The organism is Nocardia sp. CDC159 (assembly GCF_023740735.1).
Lineage (GTDB): Bacteria > Actinomycetota > Actinomycetes > Mycobacteriales > Mycobacteriaceae > Nocardia > Nocardia pulmonis.
The window spans coordinates 41,722-59,785 of record NZ_JAMRXH010000004.1 but is presented as its reverse complement, the minus strand read 5'-3'; the positions used below and the strand labels follow the sequence as shown (position 1 = coordinate 59,785).

The 18,064-nt window shown below is 67.8% G+C and carries 21 protein-coding genes; 10 read left to right on the top strand and 11 right to left on the bottom strand.

Going from position 1 to position 18,064, the window contains the following annotated elements; translation table 11 throughout:
* The 4 genes from kdpB to NDR87_RS10135 are packed head-to-tail and all read right to left on the bottom strand — an operon-like array spanning position 1 to position 4,066.
* Entirely contained in the window at positions 1–2,154 is a 2,154-nt protein-coding gene (gene kdpB / locus NDR87_RS10150; protein WP_286013356.1) for a potassium-transporting ATPase subunit KdpB, read from the bottom strand.
* Positions 2,151–3,824 carry a potassium-transporting ATPase subunit KdpA gene (gene kdpA, locus NDR87_RS10145; RefSeq protein ID WP_372494144.1) on the bottom strand — a complete coding sequence of 558 codons (1,674 nt, stop codon included), beginning with the start codon at positions 3,822–3,824 and terminating at the stop codon, positions 2,151–2,153. The genes kdpB and kdpA overlap by 4 nt, the downstream gene beginning before the upstream one ends.
* Before the next feature lie 12 nt (positions 3,825–3,836).
* The gene (kdpF, locus tag NDR87_RS10140) at positions 3,837–3,923 is read right to left on the bottom strand and encodes a K(+)-transporting ATPase subunit F (protein ID WP_251911820.1); all 87 of its coding nucleotides are present in this window, start codon (positions 3,921–3,923) and stop codon (positions 3,837–3,839) included.
* Positions 3,920–4,066: a hypothetical protein gene (locus NDR87_RS10135; protein ID WP_251910916.1), complete on the bottom strand. Its 147-nt coding sequence runs from the start codon at positions 4,064–4,066 to the stop codon at positions 3,920–3,922. Before NDR87_RS10135 ends, kdpF begins: the two co-directional genes overlap by 4 nt.
* Before the next feature lie 199 nt (positions 4,067–4,265).
* Between NDR87_RS10135 and NDR87_RS10130 the strand changes: the two genes are divergently transcribed.
* Genes NDR87_RS10130 through NDR87_RS10095 form a run of 8 tightly spaced genes read left to right on the top strand, consistent with a single transcriptional unit; the run spans position 4,266 to position 10,904 of the window.
* Positions 4,266–4,415 (top strand): hypothetical protein, encoded by a 150-nt coding sequence (locus NDR87_RS10130; protein ID WP_251910915.1) that lies wholly within the window; start codon positions 4,266–4,268, stop codon positions 4,413–4,415.
* Complete coding sequence (locus NDR87_RS10125; protein WP_251910914.1) at positions 4,412–6,919, top strand: sensor histidine kinase KdpD; 2,508 nt, start codon at positions 4,412–4,414, stop codon at positions 6,917–6,919. Before NDR87_RS10130 ends, NDR87_RS10125 begins: the two co-directional genes overlap by 4 nt.
* Positions 6,916–7,647: a response regulator gene (locus NDR87_RS10120; RefSeq protein ID WP_308212073.1), complete on the top strand. Its 732-nt coding sequence runs from the start codon at positions 6,916–6,918 to the stop codon at positions 7,645–7,647. The genes NDR87_RS10125 and NDR87_RS10120 overlap by 4 nt, the downstream gene beginning before the upstream one ends.
* Positions 7,648–7,695: 48 nt before the next feature.
* The gene (locus NDR87_RS10115; protein ID WP_251910913.1) at positions 7,696–8,154 is read left to right on the top strand and encodes an OsmC family protein; all 459 of its coding nucleotides are present in this window, start codon (positions 7,696–7,698) and stop codon (positions 8,152–8,154) included.
* Positions 8,154–8,432 carry an acylphosphatase gene (locus NDR87_RS10110; RefSeq protein WP_251910912.1) on the top strand — a complete coding sequence of 93 codons (279 nt, stop codon included), beginning with the start codon at positions 8,154–8,156 and terminating at the stop codon, positions 8,430–8,432. Before NDR87_RS10115 ends, NDR87_RS10110 begins: the two co-directional genes overlap by 1 nt.
* A 24-nt stretch (positions 8,433–8,456) precedes the next feature.
* Positions 8,457–9,242 carry a hypothetical protein gene (locus NDR87_RS10105; RefSeq protein WP_251910911.1) on the top strand — a complete coding sequence of 262 codons (786 nt, stop codon included), beginning with the start codon at positions 8,457–8,459 and terminating at the stop codon, positions 9,240–9,242.
* Positions 9,243–10,409, top strand: a complete 1,167-nt coding sequence (locus NDR87_RS10100) for a glutathionylspermidine synthase family protein (RefSeq protein ID WP_251910910.1) — start codon at positions 9,243–9,245, stop codon at positions 10,407–10,409.
* 39 nt (positions 10,410–10,448) lie between these two features.
* Entirely contained in the window at positions 10,449–10,904 is a 456-nt protein-coding gene (locus NDR87_RS10095) for a DUF350 domain-containing protein (protein WP_251910909.1), read from the top strand.
* On the opposite strand, the gene NDR87_RS10090 is transcribed toward NDR87_RS10095, so the two are convergent.
* The 7 genes from NDR87_RS10090 to NDR87_RS10060 form a co-directional block, all read right to left on the bottom strand.
* A complete protein-coding gene (locus tag NDR87_RS10090; protein WP_251910908.1) occupies positions 10,901–11,926 on the bottom strand; it encodes a PHP domain-containing protein in 1,026 nt (341 codons plus the stop codon). The two genes, NDR87_RS10095 and NDR87_RS10090, sit on opposite strands and share 4 nt — an antisense overlap.
* Positions 11,923–12,507: a dihydrofolate reductase family protein gene (locus NDR87_RS10085; RefSeq protein ID WP_251910907.1), complete on the bottom strand. Its 585-nt coding sequence runs from the start codon at positions 12,505–12,507 to the stop codon at positions 11,923–11,925. The genes NDR87_RS10090 and NDR87_RS10085 overlap by 4 nt, the downstream gene beginning before the upstream one ends.
* 234 nt (positions 12,508–12,741) lie before the next feature.
* Positions 12,742–13,599: a bifunctional DNA-formamidopyrimidine glycosylase/DNA-(apurinic or apyrimidinic site) lyase gene (gene mutM / locus NDR87_RS10080; RefSeq protein ID WP_251910906.1), complete on the bottom strand. Its 858-nt coding sequence runs from the start codon at positions 13,597–13,599 to the stop codon at positions 12,742–12,744.
* A gap of 1 nt (position 13,600) precedes the next feature.
* Complete coding sequence (rnc, locus tag NDR87_RS10075) at positions 13,601–14,338, bottom strand: ribonuclease III (RefSeq protein ID WP_372494128.1); 738 nt, start codon at positions 14,336–14,338, stop codon at positions 13,601–13,603.
* A gap of 22 nt (positions 14,339–14,360) precedes the next feature.
* A complete protein-coding gene (rpmF, locus tag NDR87_RS10070; RefSeq protein ID WP_187687618.1) occupies positions 14,361–14,543 on the bottom strand; it encodes a 50S ribosomal protein L32 in 183 nt (60 codons plus the stop codon).
* A 2-nt stretch (positions 14,544–14,545) separates the two neighbouring features.
* Entirely contained in the window at positions 14,546–15,151 is a 606-nt protein-coding gene (locus NDR87_RS10065; RefSeq protein WP_251910905.1) for a DUF177 domain-containing protein, read from the bottom strand.
* 87 nt (positions 15,152–15,238) lie between these two features.
* Entirely contained in the window at positions 15,239–15,985 is a 747-nt protein-coding gene (locus NDR87_RS10060) for a DivIVA domain-containing protein (protein ID WP_251910904.1), read from the bottom strand.
* Between the two features lie 216 nt (positions 15,986–16,201).
* Here NDR87_RS10060 and NDR87_RS10055 point away from each other — a divergent pair, with 216 nt between their 5' ends.
* On the top strand, positions 16,202–16,720 hold the full coding sequence (locus NDR87_RS10055; RefSeq protein WP_251910903.1) for a GtrA family protein: 519 nt from the start codon (positions 16,202–16,204) through the stop codon (positions 16,718–16,720).
* A gap of 319 nt (positions 16,721–17,039) precedes the next feature.
* Positions 17,040–18,035 carry a hypothetical protein gene (locus NDR87_RS10050; RefSeq protein ID WP_251910902.1) on the top strand — a complete coding sequence of 332 codons (996 nt, stop codon included), beginning with the start codon at positions 17,040–17,042 and terminating at the stop codon, positions 18,033–18,035.
* Positions 18,036–18,064 lie beyond the last annotated feature (29 nt).

Genomic DNA, 18,064 nt, shown 5'->3' with positions numbered 1-18,064 from the left:
CTACATCCCAGGGAGGAATTGGACGACAAGGTCGACGATCTTGATGCCGATGAACGGCGCGATGATGCCGCCGACACCGTAGATGGCCAGATTGCGCGACAGCAGTTTCGACGCACTGGACGGGCGATAGTTCACCCCGCGCAGCGCCAGCGGGATCAGCGCCACGATGACCAGGGCGTTGAAGATCACCGCCGACAGGATCGCCGACTGCGGGCTGTGCAGCCGCATGATGTTGAGCACGTCCAGGCCGGGGAACAGCACCACGAACAGCGCGGGAATGATCGCGAAGTACTTGGCGATGTCGTTGGCGATGGAGAAGGTGGTCAGCGCGCCGCGGGTGATCAGCAACTGCTTGCCGATCTCCACGATCTCGATCAGCTTGGTCGGATCCGAATCCAGATCGACCATGTTCCCGGCCTCCTTGGCCGCCGAGGTACCGGTGTTCATGGCGACGCCGACATCGGCCTGGGCCAGCGCGGGCGCGTCGTTGGTGCCGTCACCGGTCATGGCGACCAGGCGGCCACCGTCCTGCTCCTTCCGGATCAGCGCCAGCTTGTCCTCGGGCGTGGCCTCGGCGAGGAAGTCGTCCACCCCGGCCTCATCGGCAATCGCCTTGGCCGTCAACGGATTGTCGCCGGTGATCATGACCGTGCGAATACCCATGCGCCGCATCTCGTCGAATCGCTCACGCATGCCCTGCTTCACGACGTCCTTGAGATGGATCACGCCGAGCAGCCGGGCCTTTCCCGCCGCGATCTCGCCGACCACCAGCGGAGTGCCGCCGGAGGCCGAGACGCCGTCGACGATCACGCCGACCTCGTCGGGCACCGCGCCGCCGTGCGAGCGGATCCACTCGGTCACCGCACTGGCCGCACCCTTGCGCAGCTGATGCCCGTCGTGCAGGTCCACACCCGACATGCGGGTCTGGGCGGTGAATTCCACCCATGTCGCACCGGTCAACTCGCCCGGGGTGCGCTCGCGCTTGTTGTGGGCCCGCTTGGCGTACACCACGATCGAGCGGCCCTCGGGCGTCTCGTCGGCAAGGCTGGAAAGCTGTGCGGCATCGGCCATCTCGTCCGCGGTGACGCCGGGCATAGGGACGAATTCCGCGGCCTGGCGATTGCCCAGGGTGATGGTGCCGGTCTTGTCCAGCAGCAGGGTGTTCACATCGCCCGCGGCCTCGACCGCGCGCCCGGACATCGCCAGCACATTGCGCTGCACCAGCCGATCCATGCCCGCGATGCCGATCGCCGACAGCAGCGCGCCGATCGTGGTCGGGATCAGGCAGACCAGCAGCGACACCATGACGATGCCGGTGACGCCGTTACCGTCCAGCGCCTGACTGTCGGGCACGCCGGGATTGTTGGACTTGGCGAAGATGGCCAGCGGCTGCAGCGTCGCCACCGCGAAGACGAAGATGATCGTCAGTGCCGCCAGCAGGATGTTCAGCGCGATCTCGTTCGGCGTCTTCTGCCGCGAGGCGCCCTCCACCAGCGCGATCATCTTGTCGATGAACGAGCCACCGGGCTCCTGGGTGATCTTGACGACGATCCGATCGGACAGCACCGTGGTGCCGCCGGTCACCGCCGAACGGTCGCCGCCCGACTCGCGGATCACCGGCGCGGATTCCCCGGTGATGGCCGACTCGTCCACCGACGCAATGCCTTCCACCACATCGCCGTCACCGGGAATCACCTGCCCGGCCTCGACCACGACGTAGTCACCGCGCTGCAGTTGCGGCGCCGCGACCTGCTCCTCGGTGACCCGCTCCTGGCCCGGATGCCATTCGACGAGCCGACGAGCGACGGTGTCGGACTTGGCCTTACGCAACGTATCGGCCTGCGCCTTGCCGCGGCCCTCCGCGACGGCCTCGGCCAGATTCGCGAAAAGTACCGTCAGCCACAGCCAGACCACGATGGTCCAGGCGAAGAAGGTCGGCTTCGCGACCGCCAGAATCGTGGACCAGACCGCGCCCAGCTCCACGATCAGCATCACCGGATTGCGCCACAGCGTGCGCGGGTCCAGCTTCCGGAAGGCCTCCGGCAGCGACCTGAGCAGCATCTTCGGATCGAACAGGCCGCCCGACACCCGTCCCTTCGGCGCGGGCGCGGATTCGTATGTCGCAGCTGCGGATTCGAGGGTGGGGGTGCTCATGAGTGGATTCCTTCGGCGAGCGGCCCGAGCGCCAGCGCGGGCAGGAAGGTCAGGGCGACCAGGATGAGCGTCACGCCGACGACCATGCCGACGAACTGCGGCCGATGGGTCGGCAGCGTGCCGATCGACTCCGGGGTGTGCCCCTGCCGGGCCAGCGAACCGGCCAGTGCGAGAACGAGAATGATGGGAACGAATCGGCCGAAGACCATGGCCAGCCCGAGCGCGGTGTTGTACCAGTCGGTATTGCCGGACAGACCGGCGAAGGCCGAACCGTTGTTGTTGGCCGCGGAGGCGAAGGCGTACAGCACCTCGGTCAGCCCGTGCGGGCCGGTATTGGCCATGCTCGCACGCTGACCCGGCATCGCCATCGCGACCGCCGTGCCCACCAGCACGATCAGGGGGCTGACGAGGAAATAGGAAGCGGCCAGCTTGATTTCGCGCGGCGTGATCTTCTTACCCAGATATTCCGGGGTACGGCCGACCATCAGCCCGGCCACGAAGACGGTGATCACGGCCAGGATTAGCATGCCGTAGAGGCCCGCGCCCACACCGCCGGGCGCGACCTCACCCAGTTGCATATTGAACAGCGGCCACAGCCCGCCGAGGCTGGTGTAGGAGTCGTGCGCCGAGTCGACCGCACCGGTCGAGGTGAGCGTGGTGGCCGCGGCATAGGTCGCCGAATTCGATACGCCGAAACGGGTTTCGACATCGGCCATCGCCGCACCGACCGCGGTCGGCACGGTGCCGTGGTGCCACAGCTGGAAGAAGTTCGTCAACGCCGTGCTGATGATCGCCAACGTGGCCATGACGCTCACGATCGCCACACCCTGCTTCGGGCTGCCGACCATGCGGCCGAAGGTGCGCGGCAGCGCGAACGGGATCACCAGGATCAGGAAGATCTCGAGCCAGTTCGTCCACGTGGTCGGGTTCTCGAACGGATGCGCCGCGTTCACGTTGAAGAAGCCGCCGCCGTTGGTGCCGAGTTCCTTGATGACCTCCTGGCTGGCGACCGGCCCGCCCGGCAGGGTCTGCGTACCGGTGTTGCCGACGGTCTGGGCGACCTGGTCGAAGACATGGAAGTTCTGCACCATGCCCGCGGCCACGAACACGATCGCGAAGACGAACGAGATCGGCAGCAGGATTCGGATGGTTCCCCTCACCAGATCCACCCAGAAATTGCCGAGATCGCTCGTGTGATTGCGGGCGAAGCCGCGGACCAGCGCGATCGCCACCCCCATGCCGACGGCGGCCGAGACGAAGTTCTGCACCGCCAGCCCGCACATCTGCACGACATGTCCGAGCGTGGACTCACCGGCGTAGTTCTGCCAGTTGGTGTTGGTGACGAAACTGATCGCCGTATTCCAGGCCAGACCGGCGGTCATCTCGGTGCCCGGATCGGTCGGGTGCAGCGGCAGCGCGCCCTGCGCCAACTGCAGGAAGAACAGGAACAGCACGCTGATCGCCGAGAAGGCCAGCACGCTGCGGGCGTACACCGCCCAGTTCTGCTCGACGCCCGGCTGCACGCCGATGGCGCGGTAGACGAGGCGTTCGACACGGGTGTGCTTCGTACTCGAGTACACCCGGTACATGTAGTCGCCGAGCGGGATGTGGACGAGGGCGAGCGCAATGACCAGGGACGCCACGAAGACGATCGATGGCCAAATCGACACTGTCGTGTTCACCTAGAACCTTTCCGGGAACAGCAGCGCGGCCACCAGATAGAGGGCGACGCCGATGGCCAGGACGAGACCGATGAAATTTTGTGTCACAGCCGTTCCACTCCCCGCTGGATCAGGCCGAGCAGGGCGAAGATCCCCACGGTCAGCAGCGTGAACACCACGACAGACATGTGTGCCGAAACCTCTCCTCGATGGCGGCGCACCCTGATGCGCCGCAGTGAGTACAGCGTCAAAATTTGTCGAAAAGCGGGCTCTTTACGCCTTCTTATCGGCTCGCCCGTCCGGATTGACGGCCCGCTTACGGGCCTCGCCGGGCTGCCGTTGCCAGGCCGCCAAGGTCGCCCCGGATGCCGTCAAGAAACCGTCAATATCGCCGTTCGAGCGCAGGTCGCGTCGCACAGTGTGGTGTTCGCCGATTGCAGAGGAGAAGACGTGCCCGACTTCGCGGTCACGCTGAGTGTCATTCTCGGCTTCCTGGCCTGCGCGCTGCTGCTGCGGGTGCTCGCCACCGCGGGCACCCCGAGCGAGGTGCGCGTGCCGCGGGACTCGGGACCGGCCGTGCGCGCGATGATGGACGAGTGAAACGCGGCCAATTACGCATCTACCTAGGCGCGGCCCCCGGCGTGGGGAAGACCTTCGCGATGCTGTCCGAGGCGCATCGGCGCCTGGAACGCGGTCGCGATGTGGTGGCCGCGGTGGTGGAGACACACGGACGTAAGAAGACCGCGGAGCTGCTGGAGGGCATCGAGCGGATCCCGACGAAGGCGATGACCTATCGCGGCGCCGCCATGCCGGAGCTCGATGTCGAGGCGGTCCTGCGCCGCAAGCCCGCCGTGGTGCTGATCGACGAACTCGCCCACACCAACGTGCCGGGCTCGAAGAACGACAAGCGCTGGCAGGATGTCCACGAAATCCTCGCCGCCGGAATTGATGTCGTCTCCACGGTCAATGTGCAGCACCTGGAGAGCCTCAACGACGTGGTCGAACAGATCACCGGGGTGGTGCAGCGGGAAACGGTGCCGGACTGGGTGGTTCGCGGTGCGGATCAGGTCGAGCTGGTCGACATCACGCCGGAGGCGTTGCGGCGCAGGATGTCCCACGGCAACGTGTACGCCGCCGACAAGGTGGACGCGGCGCTGCGCAACTACTTCCGCCCCGGAAACCTCACGGCGCTACGGGAATTGGCGCTGCTGTGGCTGGCCGATCAGGTCGACGCGGCGCTGGCGAAGTACCGGGCCGATCACAAGATCACCGATATGTGGGAGGCCCGCGAGCGGGTCGTGGTGGCGGTGACCGGCGGGCCGGAGTCGGAGACGATCGTGCGCCGCGCCGGGCGCATCGCCACGAAGTCCAGCGCCGAGCTGATCGTGGTGCATGTGGTGCGCGGCGACGGGCTGGTGGGGGTCTCGCCGCAGCGGCTGACCCGGCTGCGCGATCTTGCCAACAGCCTCGGGGCCAGCCTGCACACCGTCACCGGCGAGGACGTGCCGACCGCGCTGCTGGATTTCGCCCGGCAGGTCAACGCCACCCAGCTGGTGCTGGGCACCTCGCGGCGCTCGCGCTGGGCGCGCATCCTCGACGAGGGTATCGGCTCGACGGTGGTGCAGATGTCGGGAAAGATCGACGTGCACATGGTCACCCACGAGGAGGCCAAACGCGGTTTCCGGTGGTCGTCGCTGACACCGCGGGAACACAAGCTGTCGTCGTGGCTGGTGGCGCTGCTGGTGCCGTCGCTGATCACCGCCGTCTGCTACTTCTGGCTCGACCGGCACATGAACCTCGACGGCGAGAGCGCGCTGTATTTCATCGGCGTCATCGGGGTGTCGCTGCTGGGCGGCGTCGCGCCGGCGGCGCTGTCGGCGATCCTCGGCGGGGTCCTGCTGAACTGGTTCTTCGTCTCGCCGCGGCAGAGCCTCACCATCGCCGAGCTGAACAACTTCCTCACCATCGTGGTGATGGCGATGATCGCGATCGCGGTGGCGGCGCTGGTCGACATCTCGGCCAAGCGCACCCGCGAGGCGCGACAGGCATCGCGCCAGGCCGAGCTGCTGACGGTATTCGCCGGGGCCATCCTGCACGGCGCGGATCTGCCCGATCTGCTCGAGCGCGCCCGCGAGACCTACGGTCAGCGGGCGGTCAGCTTCGCCACCGAGGAGGAGGTGCTGGCGTGCGTCGGGGAGGAACCGCCGCGGCGGATCGCCGACGCCGACACCGTGATCGAGGCCGGTGACGACGAACATCGGCTGCTGCTGAGCGGCCGCTCGCTCACCCCGGCCGACCGGCAGGTGCTCGGCGCGGTCGCCAGTCAGGCCGCCGCCCTGGTGCGCCAGCGCGAACTCGCCGACGAGGCCCAGGCCGCGGCGGGGGTCCTCGAGGCCGACCGGTTGCGCCGCGCGCTGCTCTCGGCGGTCAGCCACGATCTGCGCACTCCGCTGGCCGCGGCCAAGGCCGCGGTGTCGAGCCTGCGCAGCGACGACGTCGAATTCTCCCCCGAGGACACCGCCGAACTGCTCGAGACCGTGGAGGAATCGATCGATCAGCTCACCGGCCTGGTGGGCAATCTGCTCGACTCCTCGCGGCTGGCCGTGGGCGTGGTGAAGCCGCAGCTCAAGCGCGTCTATCTGGAGGAGGTGGTGGGCCGCGCGGTGGTCGGCGTCGGCATGGGCACCCGCGGGGTGCGCCGGGCGGCGGTGGACCGGATCAAGGTCGAGGTCGGCGACGTCTCGGTGCGGGCCGACAGCGGCCTGCTCGAGCGGGTGCTGGCCAACCTCATCGACAACGCGCTGCGCTACTCCCCCAACGACACGCCAATTCGGGTGACCGCCGAGCGCACCGGCGATCGCGTGTCGGTTACCGTCGTCGATTACGGTCCCGGGGTGCCCACGGGCCTGGAGGACCAGCTGTTCGAACCGTTCCAGCGCCTCGGCGATCGGGACAACTCCACCGGCGTCGGACTCGGACTGTCCGTGGTCCGCGGTTTCGTCGAGGCCATGGGCGGCACGGTGCACGCCGAACCGACCCCGGGCGGGGGACTGACGATGGTGATAGATCTGCCGGCTGATCAACAAGAACAGGAGAACGGGTGACGACACCGGCGATAGGGCCTCGCGAGCGCGACCAGTCCCAGGCCGCGCCGACGAAGGTGCTCGTGGTCGACGACGAGCCGCAGATCCTGCGGGCGCTGCGCATCAATCTGTCGGTGCGCGGCTACGAGGTCATCACCGCCGCCAACGGCGCCGCGGCACTGCGAGCGGCGGCGGAGAAGCATCCGGACGTGGTGGTGCTCGATCTGGGCCTGCCCGATATGGACGGCATCGACGTGCTCGCCGGGCTGCGCGGCTGGAGCCAGGCGCCGGTCATCGTGCTGTCGGCGCGCACCGACTCCAGCGACAAGGTCGAGGCCCTCGACGCCGGAGCCGACGACTATGTCACCAAGCCGTTCGGCATGGACGAGCTGCTGGCCCGGCTGCGGGCGGCAGTGCGGCGCTCGGCCGCGGGCGGCGACAGCGCCGATCCGGTCGTCGAAACCGCCTCGTTCACCGTCGATCTCGCGGCCAAGAAGGTCACCAAGAACGGCCACGACGTGCACCTCACGCCCACCGAATGGGGTGTGCTGGAGATGCTGGTGCGCAACCAGGGCAAACTGGTGGGACGGCGCGAACTGTTGCGCGAGGTGTGGGGCCCGTCGTATGCGACCGAAACCCATTATCTGCGGGTCTATCTCGCCCAGCTGCGACGCAAACTCGAGGACGACCCCTCGCACCCCAAGCATCTGCTCACCGAGGCCGGAATGGGCTACCGCTTCCAGTCCTGATCCTCGGCTGGTCTGCGGGCGCGTCCGCACCAATGGCAGGATCGGGGTATGGCTGAACAGACCGCTGCACCCGCCCCGGCGTCGACCGCGAACGCGCCCACCGAACTGTGGGTCGAGCGCACCGGCACCCGGCGCTACACCGGTCGCAGCTCGCGCGGTGCGGAGGTGCTCATCGGCTCGGAGGGTGTCGAGGGCGTGTTCACCCCCGGTGAGCTGCTCAAGATCGCGCTGGCGGCCTGCACGGGGATGAGCACCGACTTCCCGCTGTCCAACCGGCTCGGCGAGAACTACGACGTGCGGATCCGGGTCGCGGGCGCGGCCGACCGCGAGAACGAGGTGTACCCGCAGCTGGACGAGGTGGTCGAACTCGACCTCAGCGAACTCGACGAGGCCGCGCGCGAGCGGCTGCTGGTGACCGTGCAGCGGGCCATCGACAAGGTGTGCACCGTGGGCCGGACGCTGCAGACCGGCACCAAGGTCACGCTCTCGTTCGACATCGACGCGTGATGGACGAATCGGTCCGCCTGAGCGCGTGGGTGCACGGGCAGGTGCAGGGTGTGGGATTTCGCTGGTGGACCCGCTCGCGCGCGCTCGAACTCGGCCTGGTCGGGCACGCCCGCAACACCAGCGACGGGCGGGTACACGTGATCGCCGAGGGGCCGCGCGCGGCGTGCGAGCGGCTGCTGACTCTATTGCGTTCCGGCAACACTCCTGGCCGAGTGAATCTGGTTGTGGAAGACTGGGGCGCCGCGCAAGGCGGTATCACCGGCTTCGAGGAACGGTAGCGGCGGGGAACAGGGAGTCGATCGTTGGCAACTGATAATTCCGGCAACCGTCCCGGCAATCCCGAATCGAACGAACCGACCACGCCCGAATCCCCCAGTGGCACACCGGCCGCGCCCCAGCAGCCCGGCCGGAGCGAACCCGGATTCGCCGAACCGCTGCCGACGGCTCCACTGCCCGGCATGCCGAATCTGTTGCCGGGCACCGATAATCCCGGCCCCGAGAGCGGCGACGATCAGCCGCAGCGCCGGATGCGCGGCAGCATGCAGCGCCAGGAGCCGGGCGTCACCCAGCCGCGCCCGCCGACGCTGGCCGAGGCGCGGGCGCGGGAGAAGGCCCGCAAGCGCGCGGAGGAGGCCGAGCGGGCCGCCGCGGCGGCGCTCGAGGAGAAGCGGCGCAAGCGCAAGAAGATGCTCATCGGCGGCGCGGCGGTCGCGGGTGTGGCCGCGCTGGTCGGCGGCGGCTATCTGGCCTACCGAGCGGCCACCGCGCCCGACAATGTGACCGCTACCTGCATCACCGAGGACGACGGCCAGCAGGTCGTGCGCCCCGACGAGGAGTGCGCCCAGGCGCAGGCCGCCTACTCCAGCGGCAGCGGTTACTACGGCGGCCCGCACATTCCGGGCATCTTCATCTTCAACGGCCACCAGTACCGCTATTACTACGGCGGGCCCAGCCAAACCGTCGGCCGCCCGCCGGTCGGCGGCAGCACCATCGAACCGAAGGGCGCGCACGTCACCACCAAGAGCGGGACGGTCGTGCGCGGCGGACTGGGCACGACGAGCGTCGGCTCGAAGAGTGGAGGATCCTAGATGCGGCGCGTCCGCGGCCGCCCCCGGGCGAGCTGGCAGCAGATCATTGCCGAGCAGGGCCTGGTGTACGGCTCCCCCGGCGTGGACACCAACGGACAGCCACGGCCGTACTGGGACGAATCGGTGCACTACGAATTCGATCTCGACGAGATCCTCGGGCTCGAGGCCCAGGTCGAGGTGCTGCATTCGATGTGCCTGCAGGCCTGCGAACAGGTCGTGCTCACCGAGCGGTTCGCCGATTTCGGTCTCCCGGAATGGAGTTGGGGGCCGATCAAGGAATCCTGGCAGCGCTCCGACCCCTACATCTACGGCCGCTTCGATCTACGCTACGACGGCCGCGGCCCCGCGAAACTGCTGGAGTACAACGCCGATACGCCCACCTCGCTGCTCGAGGCCGCGATCGTGCAGTGGCACTGGCTGACCGATCTGTACTCCGGTGACGACCAGTGGAATTCCCTGCACGAGAAACTGGTCGAACGCTGGGGTGAACTGCTGGAACAGCTGCCCACCAACGAGCTGCACTTCACCTGGTCCTCGGCCGACGCCTCCGGCGAGGACAACGTCACCACCGCCTATATGCAGGAGACCGCCGCCGAGGCCGGATTCGACACCGTGGCGCTGCCGATCGAACAGGTTGGCTGGGATACCGAATTGGAGCGCTTCGTCGATCTGGCCGAGGCGCCGATCCAGTCGATCTTCAAGCTCTACCCCTGGGAGTGGGTGCTCGACGACGACTTCGGCAAGCGCGTGGTCGATTCGCTGCCGCGCACCATGTGGATCGAGCCGCTGTGGAAGACCATGCTGTCGAACAAGGCGCTGCTGGCGGTGCTGTGGGAGATGTATCCGGGCCACCCCAATCTGCTGCCCGCCTATATCGACAATCCGCACGAGCTCACCGAATACATCAAAAAGCCCAAGCTGGGCCGCGAGGGCGCGAATATGACGATCGTCGGCGCCGGCCTCGAGACCGCCACGGGCGGGGTGTACGGCGAGGAGGGCTTCGTCTACCAGTTGCTCGATCCGCTGCCCGATTTCGACGGCATGCGCCCGGTGGTGGGCGCGTGGATCGTCGGCGATACCGCGGCGGGCATGAGCATCCGGGAGACGCCCGGCCTGATCACCGATGACAGTTCCACCTTCGTTCCGCATCGCATTCCGACCAAGTAGCATCCGACTCACTCATCGACCACTCACCGGAGGATCCCCTTGGCCACCACCACCCTTGCGCTCGAATCGGGGTACTGGAGCACGATCGGCCACGGTGTGGGCGCGATCCTGCTGTACGCGATCGTCGGACTGGCGCTCATGCTGGCCGGATTCTGGGCGATCGATATCACCACCCCGGGTCCGCTACGGCGAATGGTCTGCGACGGCAACACCAATGCCGTCGTGATCACCGCGGCGGGCATGGTGAGCATGGCCCTGATCGTGGTGCTGGCCATCTTCTCCTCGGCGGGCCGGTTGACCGAGGGCCTGATCGCCACCGCGGTCTACGGCCTGGTCGGCGTTGTGGCACAGGTGATTTCGGTGCGGGTGCTGGAGCGGGTGGTCGGCCTCGACATCGGCGCGCTGTTGAGGCAGCCCGGCTACACCCCGCAGTCGCTGCTGGTGGCGGCCGCCCACCTCGGCATCGGCCTGGTGGTCGCCTTCGCGATCCTCTAGGACGCGGTGAACGCCAGCAGCTTGTCCAGCGGCCAGGTATTGACGACCCGTTCCGCGGCAACGCCGTTGGCCATGGCGCGCTCGCAGCCGTACCACTGCCAATCCAGTTGGCCGGGTGCGTGCGCGTCGGTGTCGATGCTGAAGTAGCAGTCCATCTCGATGGCCAGCCGGATCAACCGGCCCGGCGGGTCCCGGCGTTCGGGGCGGCTGTTGATCTCCACGGCCGTCCCGTACTTCCGGCACGCCTCGAAGACCACCTCGGCGTCGAACTGGGACTCCGGGCGGGTGCCGCGGCCGCCGGTCACCAGCCGTCCCGTGCAGTGGCCCAGGACGTCGACATTCGGATTGGCCACCGCGTACACCATGCGCTTGGTCATGGTCTCGCTGTCGTCGCGCAGATGCGAATGCACGCTGGCCACAACGATATCCAGGCGCTCGAGCAGCTCGGCCTCCTGATCGAGGGAGCCGTCGTCGAGGATGTCGACCTCGATGCCGGTGAGGATGCGGAACGGGGCCAGCTCCGCGTTCAGTTCGGCCACCACGTCGAGCTGACGGCGCAGCCGCTCGGCGGTGAGCCCGCGGGCGATGGTCAGGCGCGGCGAATGATCGGTCAGCGCACAGTATTCGTGGCCCAGCGCCATGGCGGTGCGCATCATCTCCTCGATCGGACTGCCGCCGTCGGACCAGTCGGAGTGGGTGTGCAGATCGCCGCGCAGCTGTTTGCGCAGCCCCGCGGCGTCCGGAGCGATCGCCTTGGCGCTGGTGCGCAATTCGTGCAAACGGTCGGGCAGGATACCCGCGGCGGCCTGCGCGATGGCCGCCGCGGTCTTGGGCCCGACGCCCGGGATGTCCTGCCAGTTACCGTCCCTGCGGAACTGGTCGAAGTCGGCCTCCGACAGGGCGGCCACGGCATCGGCCGCCCGCCGGTAGGCCTTGACCCGATGCGTTTCGGCCCGGGAGCGCTCCATCCAGAACGCGATCTCCCGCAGCGCCTGCACCGGCCCCGGAATCCCCTCGGTCATCGGCGAATTCGGCTGTACTTCACGAAGGCGACTCCATCCTCGAACACGCGACTGGTCGACACCCGGAACCGGGTCGGCTCCGGCAACTGCGCGCCGGTGCCGAACAGCGGGCGGCCCCGGCCCAGGACGATCGGATACAGCTTCAGAAATACCTGATCGATCTCCGGCAGCAGCACCTGCGCGAGTTCACCGCCGCCGCACAGCCAGATCCCGAGTCCCTTCTCCCGCTTCAATTCTCGCACCCGCGCCAGCGGATCGGCGGAGATCAGCTCAACATCGGGATCCGGGCGCTCCGGCAGCGTCGTGGACACCACGTACTGCCGCAGATGCGCATACGGGCTCGACGTCCCGGTCCGCACGCCGAAGTCGTGGGTCTTGCGGCCCATCAACACGGTGTCGAAGGTGCTGCCCGCCTTCTCCACGCCCAGCGATTCACGCACCTTGGTCGGCAGGGTCTCCGGATACAGCGCGGTGATCGCCGGACCGTGATCACCCCCGACCGGGAAGAAGTCCACCGAACCGTCCTCGGTGGCGATGAAGCCATCGATGGTCGATGCGACGTAGTAGGTCAGTCTGCGCATCCGTCCTCCCTCTCACGGTCCGTACACCAAGGGCCGTAATGAAAACGGTACTGGTTCGGTCGAAACCTCCGCAGTCCTTCATTACTCGGGGCACCTCCAGGCGCTGTTCACTGCCCCGGCACCTTTAGCAGCCCTTCACTGCGCGGGCACCTTCAGCAGCCCTTCACTGCGCGGGCACCTTCAGCAGCCCTTCACTGCCCGGGCACCTTCAGCAGCCGCTCATTGCCCCGGGCGTCAGCTTCGGGGCCTCACCTGGCAGCGAGGGCAGGAGAAGGAGGAACGGTTCATGAATTTTTCCCGGCGGATGGGTGCGCCGCAGCGACGGCACGGTTCGTCCTCGCGGCCGTAGGCGGCGAGTGAACGCTCGAAGTAGCCGGATTGGCCGTTCACATTCACGTACAACGCGTCGAAGGAGGTGCCGCCCGCCAACAGCGCCTCGGCCATCACCGCTCGCACATCGGTGAGCAGTCCGCGCAGCGCGGGGCGGGTGAGTTTGGCGGCGATGCGCTCACCGTGAATTCCGGCGCGCCACAATGCCTCGTCGGCGTAGATGTTGCCGATGCCCGAGACCACGGTCTGATCGAGCAGCACCCGCTTGATCTCGGAGTTCTTGGCCCGGATCCTGGCCACCACGGCCTCGGGATCGAAGCGGGGATCGATCGGATCGCGGCCGATGTGGGCGACCGATTCGGGCACCCGCGTGCCGTCGACCTCGACGATCTCGTTGAGCGCCCAGCCCCCGAAGGTCCGCTGATCGACGAACCGCACCTGCGCGCCGGTATCGAGGGTGGCCACGATATGCGCATGCTTCTCCAGCGGCGCATCGGCGGGCTGCACCAGCATCTGCCCGCTCATACCCAGATGCACCACGAGCGCGGTATCCGGATCGTCGAAGGTCAACCAGAGGAATTTCCCGCGGCGCTGCGCGGATTCGACCCGCAACCCGGCCAACCGCGCCACGAGATCATCCCCACCCAGCAGATGACGACGAACGGACCGGGGATGTTTGACGGCAACGGATTCGACGACGCGGCCGACCACATGCTCGGCCAGACCGCGTCGCACGACCTCGACCTCGGGTAGTTCGGGCATCTCACCCTTCGGAGTTCAGGGACTGCCAGGCGGCCCCCGCCGCCTTCTGCTCCGCTTCCTTCTTGGAACGGCCGACGCCCTTGCCGTAGGCCTGACCACCGATCACCGCGGTGGCGGTGAACTCCTTGTCGTGGTCGGGGCCGGTGGAGGTGATCTCGTAGCTGGGCACGCCGATGCCGCGCTCGGCGGTCAGCTCCTGCAGGCTGGTCTTCCAGTCCAGCCCGGCGCCCATGCGCGGACCGCGCTCGAGCAGATCCGCGAACAGCCGCAGTACCACACTGCGCGCGACCTCGATGCCGTGCTGCAGATGTACCGCGCCGAGCAGCGACTCCATGCCGTCGGCCAGAATGCTCGGCTTGTCGCGACCGCCGGTCAGCTCCTCGCCCTTGCCCAGCAGCAGATGGCGACCCAGGCCACCCTCGCCGAGGCCACGGGCGACCTCGGCCAGGGCGTGCATGTTCACCACACTGGCGCGGAGCTTGGCCAGCTCGCCCTCGGACTTGTTCGGATGCTCGAGATACAGCCGCTCGGTAATGCTCAGACCGAGCACCGAGTCGCCCAGGAATTCCAGGCGCTCGTTGGTTGGTAGACCGCCGTTCTCGTACGCGTAGGACCGATGGGTGAGCGCGAGCCGGAGCAGATCCGGACGCACGTCGACGCCGAGTGCCTCGAGCAGAGGGGTGTGGTCAGCGGCCTCCCCGACGGCGGGTGCGTCCGCTGAATCCTTGCTGGCGGTCACGATCGGCTACCGGATCGCGGCGTCAGATGGCGGAGGCGACCTGACGGCCCTTGTAGGTGCCGCAGTTCGGGCAGGCGATGTGCGGCAGGGTCTTCTGGCCGCAGGCCCGGTTCGGGCAGGTGATCAGGGTCGGCGCGGTGGCCTTCCACTGGCTGCGCCGCGAGCGGGTGTTGGCACGGGACATCCGGCGCTTCGGAACGGCCACGACTAACTCTCCTCTGTTGATCGGTTCAGGTCTGACGCTGCGGGATCGGCCGCGAATTTCGCGAGCCCCGCCCAGCGAGGGTCCAGTATCTCATGCTTGTGATCAGAACCCGCAATCGCCATCCGCACACCGCATTCCGGGCAGAGTCCGGGGCAGTCCTCCTGGCACAGCGGCTGCAGCGGCAGCTCGAGCCCGACGGCGTCGATGATCACCGGCTCGAGGTCGATCAGATCGTCGACGAGGCGACGGATCTCGTCTTCCTCGGTGGTCTGCTCGGTCGCGCTGTTCGGATAGGCGAACAGCTCCATGAGCCGCAGCTCGATATCGTCGGCGAACGCTTCGAGGCAGCGCGAGCACTCCCCCTCGATCGGCGCGGTGACCGTGCCGGTGACCAGCACGCCCTCCGAGACCGACTGCAGGGTCAGATCCATATCGATCTCGCTACCGGCCGGAATGCCGACCAGCTCGAGGCCGATCTTCTCCGGCGCGGTCACGGTGCGACGCATCTCACGCATCGATCCGGGCGCACGTCCGAGGCTGCGCGTGTCCAGCACGAAACCCGCGTCCGTCTTCTGACGACGCGGACCGGAACCGGATTCGGCGGGCATCACGAACTCACTCAGGTGTGGGATTGGATGGGCAACCACTCAACAATACGCGAATCGCACCCGCCATCCCAAACCGCTCAGCTCAGCTCACCGGCGGAAGTCGGCGGCGTAGTCGGGGATCCCCAGCCCGGTCCGCAGCTGCTGCCGGCCGCGGCCGACCGTCCGCAGGGTGTTGTGCAAGGTCTCCTCGAAATCGGCCAGTTTGGCGTCGACGTACTGATCGCACTCCTCCCGCAGCCGATCGGCCTCGGCGTGCGCGGCGTCGATCAGCCGCGCCGACTCCGCGTGCGCGGCCCGTACCACCTCGGTCTGCGCGACCAGCCGGTCCTGTTCGGCCTGCCCCTCGGCGACCGAGCGGTCGTAGGACGCCTGCCCCGCGGCGATCATGCGATCGGCCTCGGTGCGGGCGCGGCCGGTGACGGCCTCGAACTCGGCCTTGCCGTCGGCGACGATGCGGTCGGCCTCGGCCTGGGCGGTGCTGACCAGGTGATCGGCATGCGCGCGGGCCTCGGCGACCATGCGATCGGCATGCGCCTTGGCATCGGCCAGAATGCGGTCGGCCTCCTCGCGGGCGGCATTGACGGTCTGATGGGCCTGTTCGTTCGCCCCGGTCACCGTGCTCTCGGCGGCCGTACGGGCGTCGTTGACGATCTTGTCGCGATGATCCAGCACGTCCTGGGCGTCGTCGAGCTCACCGGGCAGGGCCTCGCGCACATCGTCGAGCAGCTCGAGCACGTCGCCGCGGGGGATGATGCAGTTGCGAGTCGGCGGGATGCCCCGCGCCTCCTCCACGATCGCGACCAGTTCGTCGAGTGCTTCGAATACGCGATACATCTACTGACCCCACTCTCGTGCCGAACTCTTTGGCCCAGTGTGCCTCCCGTCACGATCATCCGCCCAGTTCACCCCCGGTGTGTCGTGAGGTGTTTCCAAGGTCACAGAATCAAGTGGAGGCTATCTCTCCACTTGGTGCTATCTTTGTTTACCGAGCGGTAGATCAGCCGGGCGTCCGGTCACCCCCGGATCCGGCGAAGTTGGATCGGAAAGACAATGGCTGTCCTGTATCCGGTACCTCCGGGCATGTGGGTGATCCCGCAAACCGGCCCGGATATTCCCGCGCACCCCGAGGCCACCCACCGACGCCCCGCGGCGGCGCGGCTGGCGGCATACCTGCGCGGAGACCACTGGTTTCCACAACTGATCCGATTCGCCCTCGTCGGCGGCCTGAGCAATATCGGCTACTTCCTGCTGTTCCTGGCGTGCTACGGCGGCGGCCCGCAACTGGCCAACCTCACCGGCTCGATCGTGAGCACCGCCCTGGCCAACGAACTCCACCGCCGCCTGACCTTCCACGCCTCCGGCCGAGTCAACTGGCTCACCGCCCAACTCGAGGGCGGCGGCCTGGCCCTGGCGGGCCTGGCAATCACCTCCGCCTCCCTGGCGATCCTGGACATCGTCGCCCCCACCCTGGACGACATCGCCGAAGCCCTCGCGGTAGTAGCCATCACCGCCGCCGTCGGCGCCCTGCGCTTCCTCACCCTGCGCCTCTGGGTCTTCCACCCCGCCTGAACGCCGCACCCTTTCCCGCCCTTCGCACCCTTTTCCGCCGTCCACAGCCGGTGCGAAGTGCCGGAAAGGGTGCGGCCTCGGGTCGGGGCGGCGGAGCACGGAACCGAACGGAGGTACCCCGCGTCATATTCGAGCAAACGTGTTCGTGGGTACTCGATTCGGAGGTTGTCGTGAGAGATTGCCAGGGATGTCGAGTTGCGTGGCGACGAGGGATGGGCTCGTCCACCGTTCGGGTGCGCACGACCGGCCGTCGCGGCGGTCCGTGCGAAAGCCTTCCCGCCCGGCGAAACAGACGGCCGCGCAACGATCCGGAGGCGCGGTGAGTGTGCACGGGCCGCGCGCTCCGATCCACCGGCGCCACGAGGTGCTGCGCCGCGGCTTCAGCGACAACGAGATTCGCCGCCGACACCGCGGTCAGCGGTGGCACCGCATCCGCCGCGGTACGTACGTGAAGAACGCGGCCTTCGTCGATCTCGATGTCATCGAACGACATCGACTGCTGATCGACGCGGTACTACCCGATATGGCCGATCAGACCGTGCTGAGCCATCAGTCGGCGGCACTGGTCTACGGCTGCCCACTGTGGCAGACACCGCTCGACCGGGTCTGCGTGACGCGCGATCGACGGCACGGCGGCCGGATCAAGCCGGATGTGAAGATGCACTGCGCACCGGTCGACCAGGTGGCGATCGTCGACGGTTATCAGCTGACGACGCCCGCGCGCACCGTGGTCGATCTGGCGCGGACCTTGTCGCGGGAATCCGCGGTGGTGGCCGGTGACGCCCTCGTCGGCGCCTTCGGGATCGAAGGGGCCGAACTCGCGATGGAATTGGAGCGAGCCAAATTTCGGCACGGAATCGCCCACGCCAAGCGCGTACTCGCCCGCCTCGACGGACGCAGCGAGAGCGTGGGTGAGTCCCGCAGCCGCCTGATGCTCGAACGGCTGGGGCTGCCGCAACCCCGATCGCAGGGCAACGTGTTCGATCCGGCGGGCAAGTTCGTCGGCCGGGTCGACTTCTATTACGAGAAGGCCGCAGTGCTGTGCGAATTCGACGGCCGGATCAAGTACGGCCGACTACTCCAGCCCGGCCAGACCCCCGGCGACGCGGTGTACCAGGAAAAGATCCGCGAGGACGCCTTGCGCGCCCTGGGATTCCAGGTGATCCGCTGGACGTGGGAGGACCTCACCGACCCCGACCCCGACCTCACCCCTCGCCTGCACGCCGCCCTGTCCCGAGCCCGCACCCCCACCCAGGGCCGCCTCGACCCCGCCTGTCCCCGCACCCCCCGCCCCCTCACCCTCCGGCCCCTCTGACGCCGCACCCCTTCTCGCGCTTCGCACCC

Coding starts and splice junctions, on each gene's coding strand:
- NDR87_RS10085 (WP_251910907.1), bottom strand. CDS start 12,507: ATGCGCAGACTGACCTACTACGTCGCATCGACCATCGATGGCTTCATC.
- NDR87_RS10060 (WP_251910904.1), bottom strand. CDS start 15,985: ATGTATCGCGTATTCGAAGCACTCGACGAACTGGTCGCGATCGTGGAG.
- NDR87_RS10115 (WP_251910913.1), top strand. CDS start 7,696: ATGGCTGAACAGACCGCTGCACCCGCCCCGGCGTCGACCGCGAACGCG.
- NDR87_RS10100 (WP_251910910.1), top strand. CDS start 9,243: ATGCGGCGCGTCCGCGGCCGCCCCCGGGCGAGCTGGCAGCAGATCATT.
- mutM (WP_251910906.1), bottom strand. CDS start 13,599: ATGCCCGAACTACCCGAGGTCGAGGTCGTGCGACGCGGTCTGGCCGAG.
- kdpB (WP_286013356.1), bottom strand. CDS start 2,154: ATGAGCACCCCCACCCTCGAATCCGCAGCTGCGACATACGAATCCGCG.
- NDR87_RS10055 (WP_251910903.1), top strand. CDS start 16,202: ATGGCTGTCCTGTATCCGGTACCTCCGGGCATGTGGGTGATCCCGCAA.
- NDR87_RS10065 (WP_251910905.1), bottom strand. CDS start 15,151: ATGCCCGCCGAATCCGGTTCCGGTCCGCGTCGTCAGAAGACGGACGCG.
- NDR87_RS10090 (WP_251910908.1), bottom strand. CDS start 11,926: ATGACCGAGGGGATTCCGGGGCCGGTGCAGGCGCTGCGGGAGATCGCG.
- NDR87_RS10110 (WP_251910912.1), top strand. CDS start 8,154: ATGGACGAATCGGTCCGCCTGAGCGCGTGGGTGCACGGGCAGGTGCAG.